This window comes from Lysobacterales bacterium, from assembly GCA_014946745.1.
GTDB lineage: Bacteria > Pseudomonadota > Gammaproteobacteria > Xanthomonadales > Xanthomonadaceae > Aquimonas.
In genome coordinates, this window is record JADCRD010000001.1 from 476,635 (window position 1) to 495,232 (window position 18,598).

The 18,598-nt window shown below is 67.3% G+C and carries 15 protein-coding genes; 8 read left to right on the forward strand and 7 right to left on the reverse strand.

Annotated elements, in window-relative coordinates; genetic code table 11:
* Positions 1-233 precede the first annotated feature (233 nt).
* Complete coding sequence (locus tag H4O13_01980; protein ID MBE5314149.1) at positions 234-1,295, forward strand: DUF2855 family protein; 1,062 nt, start codon at positions 234-236, stop codon at positions 1,293-1,295.
* A gap of 481 nt (positions 1,296-1,776) precedes the next feature.
* Here H4O13_01980 and H4O13_01985 read toward each other — a convergent pair whose 3' ends face one another.
* Positions 1,777-2,394: a hypothetical protein gene (locus H4O13_01985; protein ID MBE5314150.1), complete on the reverse strand. Its 618-nt coding sequence runs from the start codon at positions 2,392-2,394 to the stop codon at positions 1,777-1,779.
* The gene (gene mfd, locus H4O13_01990; GenBank protein ID MBE5314151.1) at positions 2,391-5,849 is read right to left on the reverse strand and encodes a transcription-repair coupling factor; all 3,459 of its coding nucleotides are present in this window, start codon (positions 5,847-5,849) and stop codon (positions 2,391-2,393) included. The genes H4O13_01985 and mfd overlap by 4 nt, the downstream gene beginning before the upstream one ends.
* Positions 5,850-6,152: 303 nt before the next feature.
* Between mfd and H4O13_01995 the strand changes: the two genes are divergently transcribed.
* Positions 6,153-6,716 carry a sigma-70 family RNA polymerase sigma factor gene (locus H4O13_01995; protein ID MBE5314152.1) on the forward strand — a complete coding sequence of 188 codons (564 nt, stop codon included), beginning with the start codon at positions 6,153-6,155 and terminating at the stop codon, positions 6,714-6,716.
* Positions 6,717-6,782: 66 nt separating this feature from the next.
* On the opposite strand, the gene H4O13_02000 is transcribed toward H4O13_01995, so the two are convergent.
* The gene (locus tag H4O13_02000) at positions 6,783-7,502 is read right to left on the reverse strand and encodes an arginyltransferase (GenBank protein MBE5314153.1); all 720 of its coding nucleotides are present in this window, start codon (positions 7,500-7,502) and stop codon (positions 6,783-6,785) included.
* A gap of 27 nt (positions 7,503-7,529) precedes the next feature.
* Entirely contained in the window at positions 7,530-8,744 is a 1,215-nt protein-coding gene (locus H4O13_02005) for an RNA polymerase sigma factor (GenBank protein MBE5314154.1), read from the reverse strand.
* Positions 8,745-9,165: 421 nt separating this feature from the next.
* Here H4O13_02005 and H4O13_02010 point away from each other — a divergent pair, with 421 nt between their 5' ends.
* Positions 9,166-9,663 (forward strand): winged helix-turn-helix transcriptional regulator, encoded by a 498-nt coding sequence (locus H4O13_02010; protein ID MBE5314155.1) that lies wholly within the window; start codon positions 9,166-9,168, stop codon positions 9,661-9,663.
* 76 nt (positions 9,664-9,739) lie between these two features.
* Here H4O13_02010 and H4O13_02015 read toward each other — a convergent pair whose 3' ends face one another.
* The 3 genes from H4O13_02015 to H4O13_02025 are packed head-to-tail and all read right to left on the reverse strand — an operon-like array spanning position 9,740 to position 11,640.
* Entirely contained in the window at positions 9,740-10,135 is a 396-nt protein-coding gene (locus tag H4O13_02015) for a pathogenicity-like protein (protein ID MBE5314156.1), read from the reverse strand.
* Between the two features lie 3 nt (positions 10,136-10,138).
* On the reverse strand, positions 10,139-11,008 hold the full coding sequence (tesB, locus tag H4O13_02020) for an acyl-CoA thioesterase II (GenBank protein ID MBE5314157.1): 870 nt from the start codon (positions 11,006-11,008) through the stop codon (positions 10,139-10,141).
* A 59-nt stretch (positions 11,009-11,067) separates the two neighbouring features.
* Positions 11,068-11,640, reverse strand: coding sequence for an N-acetylmuramoyl-L-alanine amidase (locus H4O13_02025; protein MBE5314158.1), 573 nt, complete (start codon positions 11,638-11,640; stop codon positions 11,068-11,070).
* 534 nt (positions 11,641-12,174) lie between these two features.
* On the opposite strand from H4O13_02025, the gene H4O13_02030 reads away from it, so the two are divergent.
* The 5 genes from H4O13_02030 to H4O13_02050 all read left to right on the forward strand — a co-directional run bounded on the left by H4O13_02030 (position 12,175) and on the right by H4O13_02050 (position 18,416).
* Entirely contained in the window at positions 12,175-12,501 is a 327-nt protein-coding gene (locus H4O13_02030; protein ID MBE5314159.1) for a hypothetical protein, read from the forward strand.
* Positions 12,502-13,004: 503 nt separating this feature from the next.
* Positions 13,005-14,876: an FAD-binding protein gene (locus tag H4O13_02035; protein ID MBE5314160.1), complete on the forward strand. Its 1,872-nt coding sequence runs from the start codon at positions 13,005-13,007 to the stop codon at positions 14,874-14,876.
* A gap of 126 nt (positions 14,877-15,002) precedes the next feature.
* Complete coding sequence (locus H4O13_02040) at positions 15,003-15,533, forward strand: alpha/beta fold hydrolase (protein MBE5314161.1); 531 nt, start codon at positions 15,003-15,005, stop codon at positions 15,531-15,533.
* On the forward strand, positions 15,530-17,683 hold the full coding sequence (gene rlmKL / locus H4O13_02045; protein ID MBE5314162.1) for a bifunctional 23S rRNA (guanine(2069)-N(7))-methyltransferase RlmK/23S rRNA (guanine(2445)-N(2))-methyltransferase RlmL: 2,154 nt from the start codon (positions 15,530-15,532) through the stop codon (positions 17,681-17,683). The genes H4O13_02040 and rlmKL overlap by 4 nt, the downstream gene beginning before the upstream one ends.
* 118 nt (positions 17,684-17,801) lie before the next feature.
* Positions 17,802-18,416 (forward strand): methyltransferase domain-containing protein, encoded by a 615-nt coding sequence (locus H4O13_02050; GenBank protein MBE5314163.1) that lies wholly within the window; start codon positions 17,802-17,804, stop codon positions 18,414-18,416.
* Positions 18,417-18,598: the final 182 nt, after the last annotated feature.

Sequence of the window (18,598 nt, forward strand, 5' to 3'; positions counted from 1 at the left end):
GATGCGCATGCGCACTGCGAGCGCCAGCGCTAGAAGTTCGCGCTGCATCCGCTCGGCGCGGTCAAGACCACGCACTCGACCTCAGGAGCCGCGGGCCCACTGACCTGCTCCAGGATCACGGTCGGTATCCCTACATCTGCAAGCACTCAAGCGCTTGATGTGGAAGAGCGCCCTCCGTAGCGTGCGGCAACGCTGAAATCTTCAGCCTTGCCTTGGCCCCTGAGGAGACACGCATGACCCGGATCGTCGAGATCCACCGGCGGCAGCTCGCGCAGACGCGCGTGATCGAAGAGGCGCAGACCGCGCTGGCTGAGGGTGAGGTGCAGCTGGTCGTGCGCCGCTTCGCGCTGACCGCCAACAACGTGACCCTGGCCATGTTCGGGCACAGCTACCGCTACTGGGATTTCTTTCCCAGCGGTGATCCCGAGTGGGGCCGGGTGCCGGTCTGGGGCTATGCCGAAGTCGAGTCCTCGGCGCATCCCGCGCTCTCGCGGGGCGATGCGCTCTACGGCTTTCTGCCGATGGCGCAGTCGGTCCGGCTGCGGCCGGATCGCGTAGGCGCGAAGCGGCTCGTCGATGCCGCTGTGCATCGGGCGGATCTGCCGGCGGTGTATCAGAGCTATGCCCGCGTGCCGTGCAGCGAGATCGATGCCGAGCCCTGCCTGCGTCCGCTGCTGCACCCGCTGGCGCTGACGGCGTTTCTCCTGGCGCTCAGAATTGATGAGCTGGATCCGACCGGGCAGCGCCCGGTGGTGTTCACGTCGGCCTCGTCCAAGACGGCGCTGGCCACTGCGTTGCTGTGCCGGCGCGCAGCCAGGGGTCAGCAGCGCAGGTTGATCGGCCTGTCCTCGCCGCAGAACACCGCCTTCGTGGCGGCGCGCGCGCTGTTCGATACGGCGGACGCCTACGGCGCCGCGCTCGCGGGCGTGGGAGCCGGCGCCATCGTGATCGACTTCGCCGGCAACGCAGGGCATGTCGCTTCGCTGGCGACCCAGCTGGGAAGCTCGGCGCGACTGCTGCAGATCGGCATGACCGACTGGCGCGCCGCGAGCGCTTCGCACGGTATGCCCGCGGAGGTCTTCTTCGCACCGAGCGAAGCGCTTCGCTGGATCGAGACTTGGGGTGTGGCCGAGTACGATCAGCGCTTCGCTGCCGCTTGGCAGGCGATCCTAGACTTCGCGCGGCCCTGGATCCAGCTGCACGAGGCGGTGGGCGCCGCGGCCATGGTCGAGGGCTGGAGTGCGCTGCTGGCCGGGCGCGTGGCGCCCGATCGAGGGCTGCTCTACCGCTGGTGAGGCTTCGCTGTGCCAAGCGTGCTGGGCGGGGAGAGAGCTCGCCCAGCAAGCCGATGTGCGGTCTACGGCGCGATGAGTGGCACGAACGACAGGTCTCCGCGTCGAAGACCATTGCCGCCGGTTTTCGGCCTTGCACACCGACAGGACATACGAAACGACTCGAGCCCTGGTCTTGCTGTCGATGCTGGTCATGGGGCCGTGGCTGGTCCGCGTGATCGCCCCAAGGCTGCGCAACTACGAGTTCACCCGGGGCGGGGTTCCGCCGGGCGTGGTAGCGCTTGTGTCCAGTGCCTTCGCTCTCTTTGCGGTGTATCGCCTGCTCGCAGGGCTGTTCGTCGGCACGGTGATCTGCTTTGCCCACAACTGCCAGGGTGAGACCTACGAGATCAGCCGCGCCCCGCGGATATTCTGGTGGATGGTCCTGGGGCTGTTCGTGCGGGCGCTCAAGCCCAATGTGGCTGAGCGGAGGAGATCTGCAAGTTCAGCGCGAAACGCAGATCGCGAACACGCAGGAGTTGGGGGTCGTGTCGGGGCAAGCCTGCTCCTGCTTCGGCAGCAGCCACTGTGTCGTTCCCTCTGATCGCGCGCGTGAGGCTGCGTCAAGCAGCGCGGTTGACAGACGCAAAAGCGTCGGTGCGCTGCCGCAGAGGAACAGCGCATCTTCTCGATGCTTCGGTGCGAGCACCTGCAGGAAAACGACGATTCTGCCGTCGAGTGCATCGCTTGATTCGGGTGGGTCTTCGCCCATCCAGCCTGCACCCGGATGGAGATTGACCTCGATGGCTTGGATCGCGGCCGCTGGGTTGTCATTGATTAGGAAGCCTGACTGGTTGCTCTGCAGGTTGGCGAGTCGCTCAAGCCAAAGTGCGAGGCGCACCGCAGCGGCTGCGGTGAACTCAAGTTCGACGTCATCCAGCCAGCCCTGCGTGCATCGGACCTGACGGTACCGGCCGTTGAAGGCCATTCGCACCGCGCGGAGGGCGCTTGTCTGCGGTACGACCATCGAGCATCCGGCCTGTACTTGCTCGATTAGCTCTTGCGGGTAGGCGCGATCAAGGCAGCGCCATGAACTCGCGTGCAGACCAAGGATGGCGCTCATGCAGCTCTGCCCCCCAGTGACTGCAACAGATCCCGCGCCGTGCGCAGCCGCGAGGACGCGTCCGGCAGCTCCAGCTTGAGCTTGAGCTTGTCCGGCCCCTCCATCGCGAACACGCGTGGCTGGCTCTGGATGAGCTTGATCATGTTCATCGGATCGAGCTTCGGCTGCTTCTCGAACTGTACGCGGCCGCCGCGTTCGCCCATCTCGACTTTCTTGATCCCAAGCGCCGTGGCGACGAGCTTGAGCTCGGTGACCGCGAACAGGTGCTTGGCGGGGTCGGGCAGCAGGCCGAAGCGGTCGACCATTTCGACCTGCAGTTCGTGCAGGGCGTCGCGGTGCGGGGCGCTGGCGATGCGCTTGTACAGGGTGAGCCGCGTGTGCACGTCGGGCAGGTAGTCGTCGGGGATCAGCGCCGGAATGTGCAGGCTCACTTCGGCGCCGTGCTCGCTGTTGCCGTCCAAGTCGGGGATCTTGCCCTGCTTGATGCTGCGCACCGCACGCTCGAGCAGCTCGGTGTAGAGGCTGAAGCCGACTTCCGCGATCTGGCCGCTCTGGCCTTCGCCCAGCAGCTCGCCGGCGCCGCGGATCTCCAGGTCGTGGGTGGCCAGCGTGAAACCGGCGCCCAGCTCCTCCAGCGAGGCCAGGGCTTCGAGTCGCTTCTCGGCGTCCTTGGTGATCGACTTGCGGTCAGGGATGACCAGATAGGCGTAGGCGCGGTGGTGGCTGCGACCGACGCGGCCACGCAGCTGGTGCAGCTGGGCCAGGCCGAAGCGGTCCGCGCGGTTGATGATGATGGTGTTGGCGCTGGGAATGTCGATGCCGCTTTCAACGATCGTCGTGCACAGCAGCACGTTGAAGCGCTGGCGGTGGAAGTCGAGCATCACCTGCTCCAGCTCGCGCTCGGGCATTTGCCCGTGGGCGATGCGGATACGCGCCTCGGGCACCAGCTCCAGCAGGTCGCGCTGCATGCGCTCGATGTTGTCGACCTCGTTGTGCAGGAAGTAAACCTGGCCGCCGCGCGCGAATTCGCGCTGGAAGGCTTCGCGCAGCTGGTTGGCATCCCACTGCGCGATGAAGGTCTGCACCGCCAGACGATGCGCTGGCGGGGTGGCGATGATGCTGAGATCGCGCAGGCCGCTCATGGCCATGTTCAGGGTGCGCGGAATTGGTGTGGCGGTAAGCGTCAGCAGATGCACCTCGGCGCGCATGGCCTTCAGCGCCTCCTTCTGGCGAACGCCGAAGCGCTGCTCCTCGTCGACGATGACGCAGCCCAGATCCTTGAACTTGACGTCGGCCTGCAGCAGGCGATGGGTGCCGACGATGACGTCGATCTTGCCCTCGGCCAGCTTCTCCAGCTCGACCTTGATCTCCTTCGCGGTCTTGAAGCGCGACAGCACCTCGACGCGGATCGGCCAGTCGGCGAAGCGGTCGCGGAAGTTCCGGTAGTGCTGCTCCGCCAGCAGGGTGGTGGGCACCAGCACTGCGACCTGACGACCGCTCATGGCGGTGGCAAACGCCGCGCGTACAGCGACCTCGGTCTTGCCAAAGCCGACGTCGCCGCAGACCACGCGGTCCATCGGCAGGCTGGACTGCAGGTCGGTCAATACGGCCTCGATGGCCTGCAGCTGGTCGGGGGTTTCCTCGAAGGGAAAGCCGGCGGCGAACTGCTCGTATTGCGGGCGATCGATGTCGATCGCAAGTCCCTGCCGCGCCTGGCGCTTGGCCTGGATCTCCAGCAGCTCGGCGGCGACGTCGCGGACCTTTTCGGCGGCCTTGCGGCGGGCCTTTTCCCAGGCCTCTCCGCCCAGCGAGTGCAGCGGCGCCATTTCGGGGGAGGCGCCGGCATAGCGGCTGACCAGGTGCAGCTGCGCCACCGGGACATAGAGCTTGTCGCCCTTGGCGTATTCGATGGCGAGAAACTCGGTCTTGCTGCCGCCGACGTCCAGCACCTCAAGCCCGCGGTAGCGGCCGACGCCGTGATCCTCATGAACGATCGGCGCGCCGATCTCCAGCTCGCCGAGGTCGCGGATGATCGCCTCGGGCTCGCGGCCGGCGCGCTTGCGGCGGCGCGGCTGCGAGGCGCGCTCGGGATAGAGCTGGCGCTCGGTGAGCACGCACAGGGCGGGCGCCTTGACGCTGAAGCCGTCTTCCAGCGCAGCCACGGTGATCGCATAGCGCGGCCCGTCGGATGCTGCAAAGGCCGACCAGTCGGCCACGGTGACGGGCCTGAGATCGAGCGCGCCGAGCTGTTCGATCAAGGCTTCGCGGCGACCGGCGGAGTCGGCGGCGATCAGCACCCGCCCCGGGTAGCTCGACAAAAGACCGCGCAGGGCGGTGCCGCTGGCTTCGTTCTGGCGGGTGATCGGCGTCGCCGGTGCGGGGGCATCGCCGAGCGCCTGGGCTTCTTCGAAGCGCGCATGCGCGCTGCCGCAGACCTCGATGCGGCGCACGCCGTTGAGCTTCTGGCGCAGCGCCTCGGGCGCCAGAAAGAGTTCCTCCGGGGGCAGCAGGGGGCGTTCGATGTCGTGGCGACGCTGCTCGTAGCGCTCGCTGGCCTGCTTCCAGAACGCGTCCGCTGACTCCAGTGCACCCTCACAGAGCAGGCATAGGGTGTCGGCGCCAAGGTAGTCGAACAGGCTTGAGGTCTGGTCGAAGAACAGCGGCAGGTAGTACTCGATGCCGGCCGGCGCACCGCCTTCCTTCATGTCCTGGTAGAGCGGGCAGCGGCGCGGATCGATCGGGAAGCGTTCGCGCAAGGTCGCGCGGAAGCGCTTCGAAGCCGCCTCGTCCAGCGGGAACTCGCGTGCCGGCAGCAGCCGCACTTCGGTGACCTTCTGCAGGCTGCGCTGGCTCTCGGGGTCGAAGGTGCGGATCGAGTCGATCTCGTCGTCGAGCAGCTCGATGCGATACGGCTCCGGGCTGCCCATCGGGAAGATGTCGAGCAGGGCGCCGCGCACGGCGAAGTCGCCCGGATCGAGCACCTGCGGCACGTTGCGATAGCCGGCGGACTGCAGCCTGAGTTTCTCGGCGTCGAGGTCGAGGCGCTGGCCGTTCTTGACCACCAGCGAGCTGCCGCTGATGAAGCTGACCGGCGCCAATCGCTGCATCAGCGTGGCGATCGGCACGACCAGCAAGCCGCGCTGCACGCCGGGGAGTCGGTACAGCGTGGCGATGCGCTGGCTGACGATTTCGGCGTGCGGGCTGAAGGGGTCGTAGGGCAGGGTTTCCCAGTCCGGGAAATGCAGCACCGGCAGGCTGCGGGCAAACACCGCAAGTTCGGCTTCCAGAGCTTGGGCATGGAAGCTGTCGCGGGTGATCGCGATCAGCAGGCCGCTGTGGCGCGCGGCGGCTTCGGCGACGACCAGGGCAAGGGCGCTGGGGCTGGAGGGGGCGCGCCAGTAGGCGCGCTGTTGGCCGGCGGCAGGCAGGGGCGGAGAGAGCAGAGCGGGTGCGATGTTCGGTGCGTTCAATGCGATGTCCGGGCGGAGGCAGGGCCCAGAGGGGCGCTGCGCTCGGTAAAACCCGCGATTCTAGACCCGCGTGCCCGGCGCGAAGTGTGCAGACCCGGTGCGCGGCAACGCATAGGAGTTCAGCGTTGCCGCGCGCCAGGGCGTGCGCGCTCGCGGATCGGACACGTAAGTGCTTGATCCCGCGTAAGCGAGTGCCGCGCCGCCGGACGCGCTCCCGCGGATCACGTTGCGGAGGGACTTGATCCCGGTTGCCCTACACTTTCCGGGACTTCTTTCCCGGAGCCCGCCATGGGCAGCCAGACCGATCGCCAGCAGCTGACCCGGCTTCTGCACGCGTGGAGTGCCGGTGAGTCGCCGGCCGCCGAGGCCGTGCTTGCGATCGTCTACGAGCGGGTACGCCAGCTCGCGGCCAACAAGCTGCGGGCGAACCCGGCCAATGGCATCGAGCCCACCGAGCTGGCGCATGAGCTGGTGATCAATCTGCTGGAAGCGCATGTCGACTGGATCGACCGCGTGCACTTCTTTCGGACGGTCGCCGTGGCGATGCGCAATCTGCTCTTCGACATGGGGCGCAAGCAGCTGGCCGCCAAGCATGGCGGCGGCCAGCTGCGGGTGACGTTTCGCGCGGCCGAAAGCGAGCCCGCGCCAGACTTCGCAGAGGCCGAGGCCCTGCACGACGCGCTGATCGAGCTGCGCGCGAACGACCCGCGCAAGGCCGACGTGGTCGAGCTCACCTACCTGGTCGGCCTGGAGCACGAGGAAGTCGCCAAGGTGCTCGAGGTCTCGCTGGCAACGGTCAATCGCGATCTGCGTTTCGCCCGCGCCTTTCTGCGCGATCGGATGCAGTCCTGAGTGTGACGCCGCGCCAGCGGTCGGTCGCGGCCTTCGCCGGAATCCGGCGTGAAGTGCCAAGCGACTTCACCGCTCAGCCGGCAGTGGCTCCCACTCTCCGTGTCGCAGTTGCTCCAGCCCGGAGAACCGTCGCTTGTAGTCCATCTTCGGGTGGCCCTGCAGCCAGAACCCGAGGTAGACATGCGGCAGGCCGAGCTCGCGAGCCCACTCAATCTGCTTGAGGATGGCCCACGTGCCCAGGCTGCGCGAGGCAGCGTCCGGCTCGAAGAAGGTGTAGACCGCCGACAGTCCGTTCGACAGCAGGTCGCTGACTGCAACGCCCAGCAGCCGGCCGTCCGGCTGCTCGAATCGAAGAAAGCGGGTGGGGCTCCAGACGGCCGACAGAAAGCCGTCGAAGTCCTCCGGACGCGGCTCGTCCATGCCGCCCTTGGGGTGCCGGCTGCGCAGATAGCGCCGGTACAGCTCGAACACCACGCCGCAGCGCGCCGGTGCCGAGTCGATCAGGCGGAGGTCGGCATTGCGCTGCAGGCAGCGTCGCTGGCTGCGATTCGGCAGGAAGGCAGCGACGTCGATTCGCACCGGCACGCAGGCCATGCAGTGCGCGCACTGCGGTCGATAGACGTGGCCGCCGGATCGCCGGAAACCCTGCGCGAGCGCCGCCGGGTAGATCGCCGGCAGAGCACGGCTGTCGGGGTCCAGGACGATGTCGCGCGCGCGTCGCTCGGGCCAATAGCCGCAAGCGTGCTCGGCGGTCTGATAAATGCGGATCGAGCCGGCAGCGGTCATGCGGCGGAGTGCTCCGAGGGGCCCAGCTCAGCCCGGCGGCGCGGCAGTGAGGAGACCGATGCCGAGTGCGACCAGGCCTAGCAGCATGCCCGCCAGCATGCTCCAGATCGCGTAACGGCGCTCCGCCATGCGTTCCAGTTCAGCGCGGCCCGGATCGCGACGGCGCTCAATCTCATGACGCCGCTCCAAGAGACGCGGCAGCCAGAGCAGGTTCATGGCGCCGACAGCGCCCATCATCACGACGAAGACAAGCCCCGGCACCACTGGGTCGCCTTCAAGGCCCGCGAAGAACATGCCGGCAGCGAACATCACGACCACGGCGATCGCCACGGCCGAGTAGCGGGTCAGCGAGCGCTTCTCCTCCTCGTCGATCGCGGTGACCCAGTAGCGGCGCACGCCGAAGACAACGCCAGCGATGCCGGCGACCAGTGCGAACAGTGCGCTGCCGGCCGCGCCAAGCAGGATCTTGCCCGCGCCTTTGCCAGCGCTGGCGCCGCCGAACAGAAGATTGGACAGCCCCTTGCTGCCGCCCCCGGCGGCGAGACCTGCCTTCTTGCTGGCCAGGAAGCCGCCTGCGGCCGCCGTTGCCGCGATCGCTGCGCCCGGCGCCATCGACAGCCCTCCGACCACCAGGGCAGTGAACGCCACCCCGGGCGCCGTGCTGCGCGCGAACTCGCCGATGCGCTTCAGCATGTCGGTGCGCAGCGAGTCACGGGCGCGCTGCAGGCGCTTGCGTACCGCCGCGTCCTGCATGCCCAGCAGCTGTGCGACCTGCTTCGAGCTTTGGCCTTCGCGGTAGTAGATCAGCAGGATCTCGCGGGTGTCCTCGGGCAGCTCGTCGATCAACTCGGCAACGATCTGCTCCTCGTGCTGGCGCGACAGCAGCTCGGGCGCGTCGGGTGTGGGGTCGGCCACAACGGCGAGGATGTCGTCCATGTCGCCGTTGTAGCGCTTCTCGCTGGCGCGCCGGCGCAGGTGGTCGCGGGCCAGGTTGCGGGTGATCTGCCGCAGCCAGGGCAGGAAGCTTCCCGAACTGCGCAGCTGGGGCAGGTTGTTCCAGGCATTGATGAACGCATCCTGGGCAATGTCCTGGCTGGTCGGCACGTCGCGCACGATCGCCAGGGCAATCGCCGAGATCGAGTTCTGGCACGCGGCGACGATTCGGCCAAAGGCGGCGCGATCTCCGTTCTGCGCGCGCGGGAGCTGTTCTGAGATGACGAGGTCCAGGGTTTCGGTGTTCATGCGCAGCCGGGGATCGTGGAAGCCGCAGCGCCGGACGTCAGGGTCCGGTCCGTGTGACCGTTGACATGCTCCGTCCCGCCAGGGCTGCTGGCAAGCCCTGGCCACGAGGGTCTCGACGGGACGCCGCCGAGGATTCCTGGCGAATGCCTGCCGGAAGTCACGGGTTCTGTTCGTACGTCAGGCGCCGATGGGCAGAGTGTCGAATGACGTCTGAACGCGGCTTTTCGCGTTTTGAACAGTGCGCCCGCGGTGTGGTCGGCGCCGAGTGGTGCGGTCCGCCTTCGATCGTGGCGGCGATGGAACGATTCATGCATAGAGGCAGCCCAAGGTGTCGTCCGGGCCAATTGCTTGACGTTGATTCAGCGCATCCTGCGAAAGGCGCCCAGACCCGCCTACGTGCCTAAAACCATCGGTGAACATAATGAGCAAGAAAAAAGCAGAAGCAGCGGCCAACGAAGCCGTTGAACTCCAGGCCGGCGAGATGCCGGCGGGAAGCTCCCGTCTCGACGAACTGCTCGGTTTGGCCTTGCGCCGCGCCGAGTCTGCCGCCTCCGAGACGCTCGCGGCGCAGCTCAACGCACACGACAGCACCCCCACCCGCATGATGGCCCTGATGATCGTGGCCGAGCGCCCAGGCCTCAAGCTCGTCGATCTGGCGCGTGCGCTCGGCATAGCGCGCTCCGGCGCGGTGGTGCTGGTCGACGAGCTGGAGAATCGCGGTCAGGTCAAGCGTCGTCCGATGCCGGGCGATCGCCGCGCGCACAGTCTGGTGGCCACGCCGCGTGGCTTGAAAGCTCTCGAAAAGCTGGTCGATGTCGCCAAGGCGTCTGACGACAAGGTTTTCGAAGTGCTGGGGCCGCGTGACCGTCAGACCCTGCTCAAGCTGCTGTCCAAGCTGGCGCCGCTGCCGGCACAGTAAGTGGCGTAGACAGTTGTCAGCGTCAACGAACAGGCGGCCGAAATGGCCGCCTGTTCGTTTCTGTCCTGGGTAGGCGTCAGCCCGCGCTGAACATCCAGCGGGCGAAATGCAGCGAGGCCAGCACCACCACGAGGAGCAACAGCGCCCGGCGGATCTTGCTGGCGGTTGAGACACGTTTTGTTTCAGGAGTCAAAGATCTGACGTGACCCTGAAGGGCAAAGCTTGACTCGGCACGTTCGATCTCCAGCAGGCCGGCCTCGGCCATGACCTGTCGCGCCTTGGTGATGTCATCCCCATGCACGATCCAAAGTGAGGATTCGCTCGCATTGTGGTCGGTGAAGCTGAACTGGCGGCGGCGGTTGCCCTTGTAGGAGCGCGGTTGGCTGAGATGCGTTTCGATGCCGTGTTCCGCCAGAAGGCGGGCGACGCCTTCGACGTTCTCGAGTCGACGCGAGCGGAAGATCTGGCGCATCCCTCAACCCTCCTTTCCGACCAGCCGGATCAGGCCTTCCTGGGCGGTAGATGCGACCAGCACGCCCTCGCGCGTGTAGAAGCTGCCGCGGGCGAGTCCCCGGGCGCCATGAGCGCTGGGGCTGTCGCAGGCGTAGAGCAGCCACTGGTCGACGCGGAACGGACGGTGGAACCACATGGCATGGTCGAGGCTGGCCATGTGCATGTCGCGCGACAGATAGGACATCCCGTGCGGAAAGGTGCTGGTGCCGATCAGATGGAAGTCGGACACGTAGGCCAGCAGGCTCCGATGCAGGATCGGGTCCTCGGGAATCTCGTCGATCAGCCGCACCCACACCTGGTTGTAAGGCGGCCGCTTGGCCGGATGCAGCTCGTCGCGCGGATACACCGAGCGGAACTCGAAGGGGCCACTGCGGGTGAGCCAGCGCTGGGTAATCGCCGGCAGCTGGGCCAGAGCCTCGGCCGAGATCGGGGCCGGAGGCTCGATGTCTTCGGGCTTGGGCACGTCCGGTGCAGAAATCTGATGGTTCACGCCCGCTTCGGGGCGATGGAAGCTCGCCGAGGCGACGAAGATGGGCTGGCCATGCTGGATGGCGGTCACGCGCCGCACCGAGAAACTGCCGCCATCGCGCGAATTCTCGACCTGGTAGACGATCGGGTGCTCGATGTCGCCGGCACGCAGAAAGTAGGCGTGCAGCGAGTGCAGGGCGCGCTCGGCGGTCACCGTCTGCTGGGCAGCCGACATGGCCTGCCCCAGGACCTGTCCGCCGAACACACGGCGCGTGCCGATGTCGCGGCTCTCGCCGCGGAAGAGGTTGACTTCAAGACGCTCCAGGCGGAGCAGGTCGATCAGTTCCGAAACCAGGGGATGCATGGAGCGTGCTGCTGAGAGAGAGGCCGCGGAGTATACGGCGGCGGTCGTCGAGCCCCGGTTCAAGCGTCGGCGTCGGCTCCAGTCACCCGCCTCAACGTCGAATCGCTGAGCACTTCGGCCCATGGAAAATGCGGGCCGGGATCACGTTTGCGGTACACGCGCTGGGTCGGGTCGTCGCTGGCGGGCACTTGCTCCCGGTCCAGATCCTCATGACCGGCAATCTCACGCAGGTTGGGTAGCTGCGCCTGCAGCTCGCGCAGCAGCTGGCGCAGAGCGGCGATCTGTTCATCGGAATACGGCTGCGGCATCCGCTGGCTGCGGCTGGACAGCCAGTCCGGGTAGCGTCCGATGTTGACCAGTTCGATGCCGATGGAGCGCGCGTTGTGTCCGCGCACGTGGTGGGCGATGCGCTCGACCGGCACCCACGCATGCACCTGGCCATCGCGATCGATATAGAAGTGCCCGCTGTTGCCGGTGCCGCTGGGATAGAGCACGCGCTCGCCAGCGACCCGCGCTTCGGCCAGGTCCGGCAGCTCGGTGCAGTGGATAACGACCAGTTCGATCTGCGCCGCACTTCGCAACTGCAGTTGTTCAACGTAGGACAGGGGCCAGTCGTTGATGTGCAGATCCATGCGAGATCGCTCCTGTTGATGAGGCTGGGGCATGGCTTTCGTGCGCTTCAACCCGCCCGGTTGGGCCCACCCAGGCGTGCAGCTTATCCCCCGGAAGACGGGTTCGGCCGAGGTGCGTTGAGCCGCGCTGCCAATCGTCTCGCGTCCCAAGAGCTGCGCAGGTTCAGCGCCGCCGGACCGGGATGCGCAGGGTCGACCCTGTCAGATTCGACAGCTATAAAAAGCGTGACGCATATCTCAATATCTCTACCGCGGTGTGATGCAAGTCTCACTTCAAGGGCGACTACGGCTGCTTCGACCCAGTCCGAGACCATCACCTGCGATGCGGCACGTGAAGCGAATGGAGGAGGTCCAGCAGCTCATGAGAGGGCTGTCGACGCACGCGAACCAGCTCGAGCACGGATGCAAGGGCCGGAGTCGCGAGTGTCTGGGCCACCGCAAGCGGCGTTGGCGTGGAAGGTGGATCCGTCCGCCCCGGCGCTGCCGATATGCACATGACAACCCACCAGACAACCACACAACCGGGAGATTCACATGCGACAGGTCCAGAAGATCAGCGTCATCAACAGGGGTGCCTACGTTTTCAACTTCTCCGTGCAGTGGCTCGGAAGCGACGGCGTGTGGCACACCACGAACTGGAACAGCGGCAACTATCCCGTGGGGCAGGTGGTTACAACTCCCCCCCTTGATCAGATTGGGGTGCCGGCAGACGCCGTGGTCGTGACGCCGTATGGCCATGCCGTGCTCGGTCGCTCTGGCCAGGGCACGCCGTTCGTCGGCTTCGCTCCCAACGGCCAAGTGGCCACGTACGAGGCGGTGGGAACAACCATCATCGGCTTTGAAATCAAGCTGATCAGCTGACGCCACTCGCGCCCGCTGGCGTTCGGGAGATCGGGCTCCAGGCCTCGGCTTGGGCCTACCCGGCAAGGTGGTCGCGAAAGCGACCGCCTTGCCGCATCGGCGGCACTTCGCCTCGACCGGCGCACACCATGTAGGCGCCGTAGCGAGGGGATCCCGTGGCACCCGCAGCCGTCGGAGGAGGATTCCCAAGCGCTCTTTGCGCTGCAGTCTCCCGATCGATCCGGCTGCAGGCTTTTGGCGGCCTGGTGGTGATGGGAGGCGCGGGTCTTGGGACGCCCGCCGCGCTGACGTGCCGCCTGCTGCCCTCGCCGCATCGCCTCTGGCGCGGCGATGCAAACCTACCCTGCCGTGCACGGAAACGGTCCAGAGCCTCCGGCGCGATCCCCTTCAACAACCACAGGCGTGGCCTCGCTTCGCTGCGGTCTGCCAAGGCGCACGGCTGTGCACGAAGCCCCTCCCGCCACCCAGATCCTCGCCTCACTCTCAAGCCCGGGAACCCTGATATGAAGAAGATCGAGCGCATTGGCTGCCTGAACAGCGGACTGTTCGTGATGAGCTTTGCCATCCGTTGGCTCGATGCTGACGGTGCTTGGCACGACACCGATTGGAGCAGCGGGAACTTTGAGAACGGCCTGTACCGGGTCAGCCCGCCGCTCGACAGCATCGGCGTTCCCTCAACGGCGCTTGCGGTGACGCCTTTGGTGTCCGTGGTGCTTGGCGAAACGGCCAGCGGAACGCCACTCGTGCAGGCCGCCTGCAATGGCCGCTTGGCGGCCTACGAGGTCACGGGCACGACCTTGGACGTGGCGGTGAATCCGCTGCCTTGGCGCAACTGGGCGCAGAACATCGAGCGCGTGATGAGCATCGATGGCGAGCACTATTACTCGCCGCGATGTCGCGATGAACTCCGTCAGGTGATTCTTGCGGCAGCCCAGATGGGAACCACGGTGCGGGTTTCGGGCCAACGCCATGCGCAGCCGCCGCTGGTTTCGGAAGACAGTCGCGGCGATCCGGATCCTCGGTCCTGGTTGATAGATCTCGCCTGCTACCGTGATCTCGGCCCCTCGGGGGACGATTCCATCGTGCTCAACGCCGCTGCTGCGACAGTCACCGTCAATACCGGCGTGCGTGAAGACGAGTTGGATGCCTTTCTCACCGCACGCAACTGGATGCTGAAGACGGTGACCGCGGGCGGATTCTTCAGCCTGGGTGGGATGACCGCCGTAGACGTGCATGGCGCCACCGTCGATGCCCCCATTTTTGCCGAGACGGTGACTGCGTTCAGCATCATGGGGCCCGATGGCGCGGTCAGCGTGATTGATCGCGACAGTCCCAGCACGCAGGGCTGGTCGCCGCTGCAGTTCGCCCGGGTGTCGCTGGGCGCGCTCGGGGTTGTCACTGCGGTGACCATCGAAGTGATGCCACGCCCCTGGGCCACGACGCTGAGCTCTGGGCGCGACAACAACATCGTCTGCAGCCAACTGCAGGACTTCATCGCGCAGTTCCAGCCCTTGCTGGCCACGCACGACCGCATCGAGAGCTTCTTCAATCCCTACACCCATCGCTTTCTGGCCCTGTGGTGGGACATCGTGGATTCGCCCGCGGTGCGCACGCCGAACCTGAACCCGCAGGTACCGAACGCCTGTCAGCTGGCGGGTGAAGAGGTGTTTGGGGCGCCGTACCTGATTCCTGTCGAGCCGATCATCGAGCCGCCGCTGATCGCGGCCCAGTACGCGCGCATCGCGTCGGCGGCAAGCGCAGTCATCGATGCCGGTTTTCTCACCATTGAGACGCTGTTCGATGCCGCCGCCGAGGTCTATTCCGACCTGTGGCTGACCAAGGCCTCGCGCGTCATCTTCATGTCCTACTTCATCGAGCTGCCGGGGTTGGACGCCGCCGGCTTGACCAAGACCTGGGCGGGACTGCAGGCGGTGGTGGACCGGCTGCAGAAGAGCCAGGACTTCCTGCTGGTGGCGCCGATGGAGTTCAGATTCATCCGCGGCGGCGACACGGCCCTGGCGGGCACCTACAGCAGCGATCCGGCGGCCGTCTTCGTCAATCTGGATCTGATCGCGTACGTGCCCGCAGTCCCCGGTGCCGACTATCCGTCCGCTCTCCTGCAGTTCTTTGCCGACATCGAGCGCGCTTGGCGTGCCCTCGGCGGGGTGCCCCACAGCGGCAAGATGTACGGCTTCTACGACCCCGCGCAGTCGTCAGGAACCTACTCCGCGCCCTTCAACCCCGCCTTTGTCAACGATCTGGCCCAGCGCCGCGCAGAGCGCACGGCGGCGTTCGAGGCCTATCGAAAATCGCGTGACCCGAACGGTGTGTTTCTGAATCCCTTCGTCGCTGCGCTGCTGGGGCACTCGGGCTGACGGGAACGCCTGGCGCTGGCGATGCGCCGGAGCGCGGCGGGTCGCCTGCCGGCGCTGGGCACGCTCTGCTTATCCGGCCGCAGCGGGCTGGTAGACTGCGGCGCCGCACTGCAGCCGAACTCGCCCATGAGCCCTCGCGGCCACGTCATCCTCTCGCACGGTCTCGAGAGCGGCCCGCAGGCCACCAAGGTCACCGCACTCGCCGCCGCAGCCGAGGCCATGGGCTGGAGCACGGAGCGCCCCGACTACCTCGATCTCGACGCCACCCGCGATGTGGCCCGCGTGCCGGATCGTCTGCTGCGCCTGGTCGAGCGCTGTCGTGCGGCCATCGCCGAGGGCCGCGGCCCGCTGGTGCTGGCGGGCTCCAGCATGGGGGCCTTCATCTCGGCGCTCGCCTCGCTGGAGGTCGAAGTGCGCGGCCTGTTCCTGCTGGCGCCGCCGGTGCGCATCGCCGGCTATCGCGAACTTGACGCCGCACCCGTGCCGACCTCGATCCTGCACGGCTGGCGCGACGAGCTGATTCCTGCGGTGGACGTGGTCGCCTGGGCGGCGCCGCGCTGCGATGAGCTCACCCTGGTCGATGACGGTCATCGCCTGGCCGAGCACGTCGACTACGGCGCGCGCACCTTCGCGCGCTTCCTGGAGCGACTGTCGTGAGTGAGACCGAAAGCCGCCGCTACTTCGCGACGTGCCCGAAAGGGCTTGAATACCTGCTGGTCGACGAGCTGAAGGCGCTCGGCGCCGACGGCGTGCGCGAGGCGCTGGCCGGCGTCTATTTCGAGGGCCCGATCGGCATCGCCTACCGCGCCTGCCTGTGGTCGCGTCTCGCCAGCCGCATCCTGCTGCCGATCGCCGACTTCGCCTGCGCCGATGAAGAGGCCCTGTACTCGGGTGTGCAGTCGATCGACTGGAGTACTCACCTGCGCGCCGACGGCACGCTCGCGGTCGATGCCAGCCTGGTGCAGTCGCAGCTGAAGCACGCGCGCTACGCCGAGCAGAAGACCAAGGACGCCGTCGTCGACCAGTTCCGCCAGGCCAGCGGGCAGCGGCCGTCGGTCGACACCGAGCAGCCCGATCTGCGCATCAACCTGTTCGTGAAGCGCGACCGCGCCACCGTGTCCATCGATCTGTCAGGCGATGCACTGCACCGTCGCGGCTGGCGACTGGAGCAGGGGGCCGCACCGATCAAGGAGAACCTCGCCTGCGCGGTGCTGATCCGCGCCGGTTGGCCGCAGCGCATGCAGGACCTGGCCCTGTTCGATCCGCTCTGCGGCAGCGGCACGCTGCTGATCGAAGGCGCGCGCATGGCCGCCGATATCGCGCCGGGACTGGAGCGCGACTACTACGGTTTCCTGGGTTGGCTGGGCTTCGATGCACCGCTCTGGCAGGCCTTGCTGGACGAGGCCCGCGAGCGCGCGCGGATCGGCCGCGAGTCGCTGTCGCTGCGCTTCTTCGGCTCCGATGCGGATCGCCGGGTGATTGAAGCCGCGCGCGCCAATGCCTCAGTGGCCGGGGTGTCAGCCTTCGTCCGCTTCGAGGTGCGCGCGCTGGAGGACATTGCCGAAGCGCCGGCGCCGAAGGGTCTGGTGGTGAGCAACCCGCCCTACGACGCGCGACTGGCCGCCGACCCCGGGCTGTACCGCGCGCTCGGTGCCCTGCTGCGCGGACCCTGCCGCGACTGGGCCGCGGGCTTCATCGTCGCTGACGAAGCGCCGGGCCAGGCGATCGGCCTTCGCGCGGAGAAGCGCTATGCGCTCTACAACGGCGCCATCGCTTGCGCCTTGCTGCGCTTCGCGCCAGTGGCCGAGCAGCCCGAGCGCGCGCCGGCGCAGCCGAAGGAGCTCACGGCCGGCGCCGAGATGGTCGCCAACCGCCTGCGCAAGAATCTGAAGAAGCTCGCGCCCTGGCTGAAGCGTGAGGGCGTGAGTTGCTACCGCGCCTACGATGCTGACCTGCCGGAATACTCGGCCGCGATCGACGTCTACGCCGCGGCCGACAGCGCACCAACCGAGGACCGTGGCCTTTGGCTGCACGTGCAGGAATACCAGGCCCCGCGCGACATCCCCGAGGAAACCACGCGTCGACGCCTGTCCGAGCTGCTGCAGGCGGCGATGGCCGTGTTCGAGCTGCCGCGCGCGCGCATCGCGCTCAAAACCCGCGCCCCGCAGACCCGCACGTCGCGCTACCAGAAGCAGGATCTGCGCGGCCACTGGCTGCCCGTCGAAGAGGACGGCCTGAAGCTGCAGGTCAACCTGTTCGACTACCTCGACACCGGCCTGTTCCTCGACCACCGCCCGGCGCGCCGGCTGATCCGCCAGCAGGCGCGCGGCAAGCGGGTGCTCAATCTGTTCTGCTACACCGGCGTGGCCAGCGTGCATGCCGCGGCGGGCGGCGCGGCCTCGACCACCAGCGTCGATCTCTCGGCGACCTATCTGGAGTGGGCCGCGCGCAACCTCGGCATGAATGGGTTCACCGGCGAGCGTCACCGGCTGATCCAGGCCGACGTGCTGGCCTGGCTTGCGCAGAACCGCGAGCGCTTCGAGCTGATCTTCTGCGACCCGCCCACCTTCTCGAACTCGGCGCGCGCGGCGGATTTCGACATGCAGCGCGACCACGCCCGCCTGATCCGCCTGTGCATGGATCGATTGGCGCCCGGCGGCCAGCTGCTGTTCTCCAACAACTTCCGGCGCTTCCGCATGGATGAAGGCATCGAGGCCGACTTCCAGGTCGAGGAGATCGGCGCGGCCTCCGTGCCGCCGGACTTCGCCCGCGACCCGAAGATCCACCGGGCCTTCTGGATCCGCTGATCCGGCCCGCGGTCACCGCCGGCCGCGTCACCGTGGCGGCGGTGTTCACGCTTCGGTCATACTCGGCGCCCGGTCTGCCCATGGACAGGGCAGCCTCAAGCGATCGGGGAGGAGATCGATGTCAAACCAGCGCCATTCACCCCTGCGCGGGCCCGCGCGCACCGACCACTGGACGTTCTTCCGGCAGTGGCTGCGCAATCCATTGGCCACCGCGGCGATTTCGCCCTCGGGCGCGCAGCTGGCGCGGCTGATGCTGGCCGAGCTGCCCGCCGGCGCCAAGCGCGTGATCGAGCTCGGAGGCGGCACTGGCGTGTTCACCGCCGCCCTGCTGAACCACGGCATCCGCGACGCGGATCTGATGGTGGTCGAGCTGAATGAAGAGCTGCATCAGCATTTGAGTCAGCGCTTCCCGGGGGCGCACGTCGCCTGCGGGGATGCCCGCGAGCTGCCCAGCCTGGCCGAGCGCAGCGGTTTCGCCGAGGGCGGTCCGGCCGATGCGGTGGTGTCGGGGCTGGGCCTGCTGTCAATGAGTCGCGCCACCCAGCAGGCGATCGTTGCTTCTGCTTTTGACTGCATGCGCCCGGACGGGCGCTTCATCCAGTTCACCTATGGGCCGACCTGTCCGGTGGGCAAGGACGTGCAGCGTGCGCTGGGTCTGCAGGTGAGGCGCGCCGGCGTCGCGCTGTGGAACGTCCCGCCTGCGACGGTGTACGTGCTGAGCCGTGAGGCCTGAACGGCTCCGCTGCGGCGGCCCGAGACACGGGCTTTGCCGGCAGCGGTACAGGTGTCGACTCACCGGCGTTGGATGCCTGCGATGCTGCTGACGGGGCGGCCAGCGCGGCGGTGAGTCAGCCGCCTGCCATTGGCGCTGTCGTCATCCCGACGCAGGCCCTGGCCCGGGCTTTGCAGCCGCAC

Excerpts from the sequence above, each read along its gene's own strand:
- H4O13_01980 (MBE5314149.1), top strand. The coding sequence starts at position 234 with ATGACCCGGATCGTCGAGATCCACCGGCGGCAGCTCGCGCAGACGCGC.
- H4O13_01985 (MBE5314150.1), bottom strand. The coding sequence starts at position 2,394 with ATGAGCGCCATCCTTGGTCTGCACGCGAGTTCATGGCGCTGCCTTGAT.
- H4O13_01995 (MBE5314152.1), top strand. The coding sequence starts at position 6,153 with ATGGGCAGCCAGACCGATCGCCAGCAGCTGACCCGGCTTCTGCACGCG.
- H4O13_02000 (MBE5314153.1), bottom strand. The coding sequence starts at position 7,502 with ATGACCGCTGCCGGCTCGATCCGCATTTATCAGACCGCCGAGCACGCT.
- H4O13_02005 (MBE5314154.1), bottom strand. The coding sequence starts at position 8,744 with ATGAACACCGAAACCCTGGACCTCGTCATCTCAGAACAGCTCCCGCGC.
- H4O13_02010 (MBE5314155.1), top strand. The coding sequence starts at position 9,166 with ATGAGCAAGAAAAAAGCAGAAGCAGCGGCCAACGAAGCCGTTGAACTC.
- H4O13_02015 (MBE5314156.1), bottom strand. The coding sequence starts at position 10,135 with ATGCGCCAGATCTTCCGCTCGCGTCGACTCGAGAACGTCGAAGGCGTC.
- tesB (MBE5314157.1), bottom strand. The coding sequence starts at position 11,008 with ATGCATCCCCTGGTTTCGGAACTGATCGACCTGCTCCGCCTGGAGCGT.
- H4O13_02025 (MBE5314158.1), bottom strand. The coding sequence starts at position 11,640 with ATGGATCTGCACATCAACGACTGGCCCCTGTCCTACGTTGAACAACTG.
- H4O13_02030 (MBE5314159.1), top strand. The coding sequence starts at position 12,175 with ATGCGACAGGTCCAGAAGATCAGCGTCATCAACAGGGGTGCCTACGTT.
- H4O13_02035 (MBE5314160.1), top strand. The coding sequence starts at position 13,005 with ATGAAGAAGATCGAGCGCATTGGCTGCCTGAACAGCGGACTGTTCGTG.
- H4O13_02040 (MBE5314161.1), top strand. The coding sequence starts at position 15,003 with ATGAGCCCTCGCGGCCACGTCATCCTCTCGCACGGTCTCGAGAGCGGC.
- H4O13_02050 (MBE5314163.1), top strand. The coding sequence starts at position 17,802 with ATGTCAAACCAGCGCCATTCACCCCTGCGCGGGCCCGCGCGCACCGAC.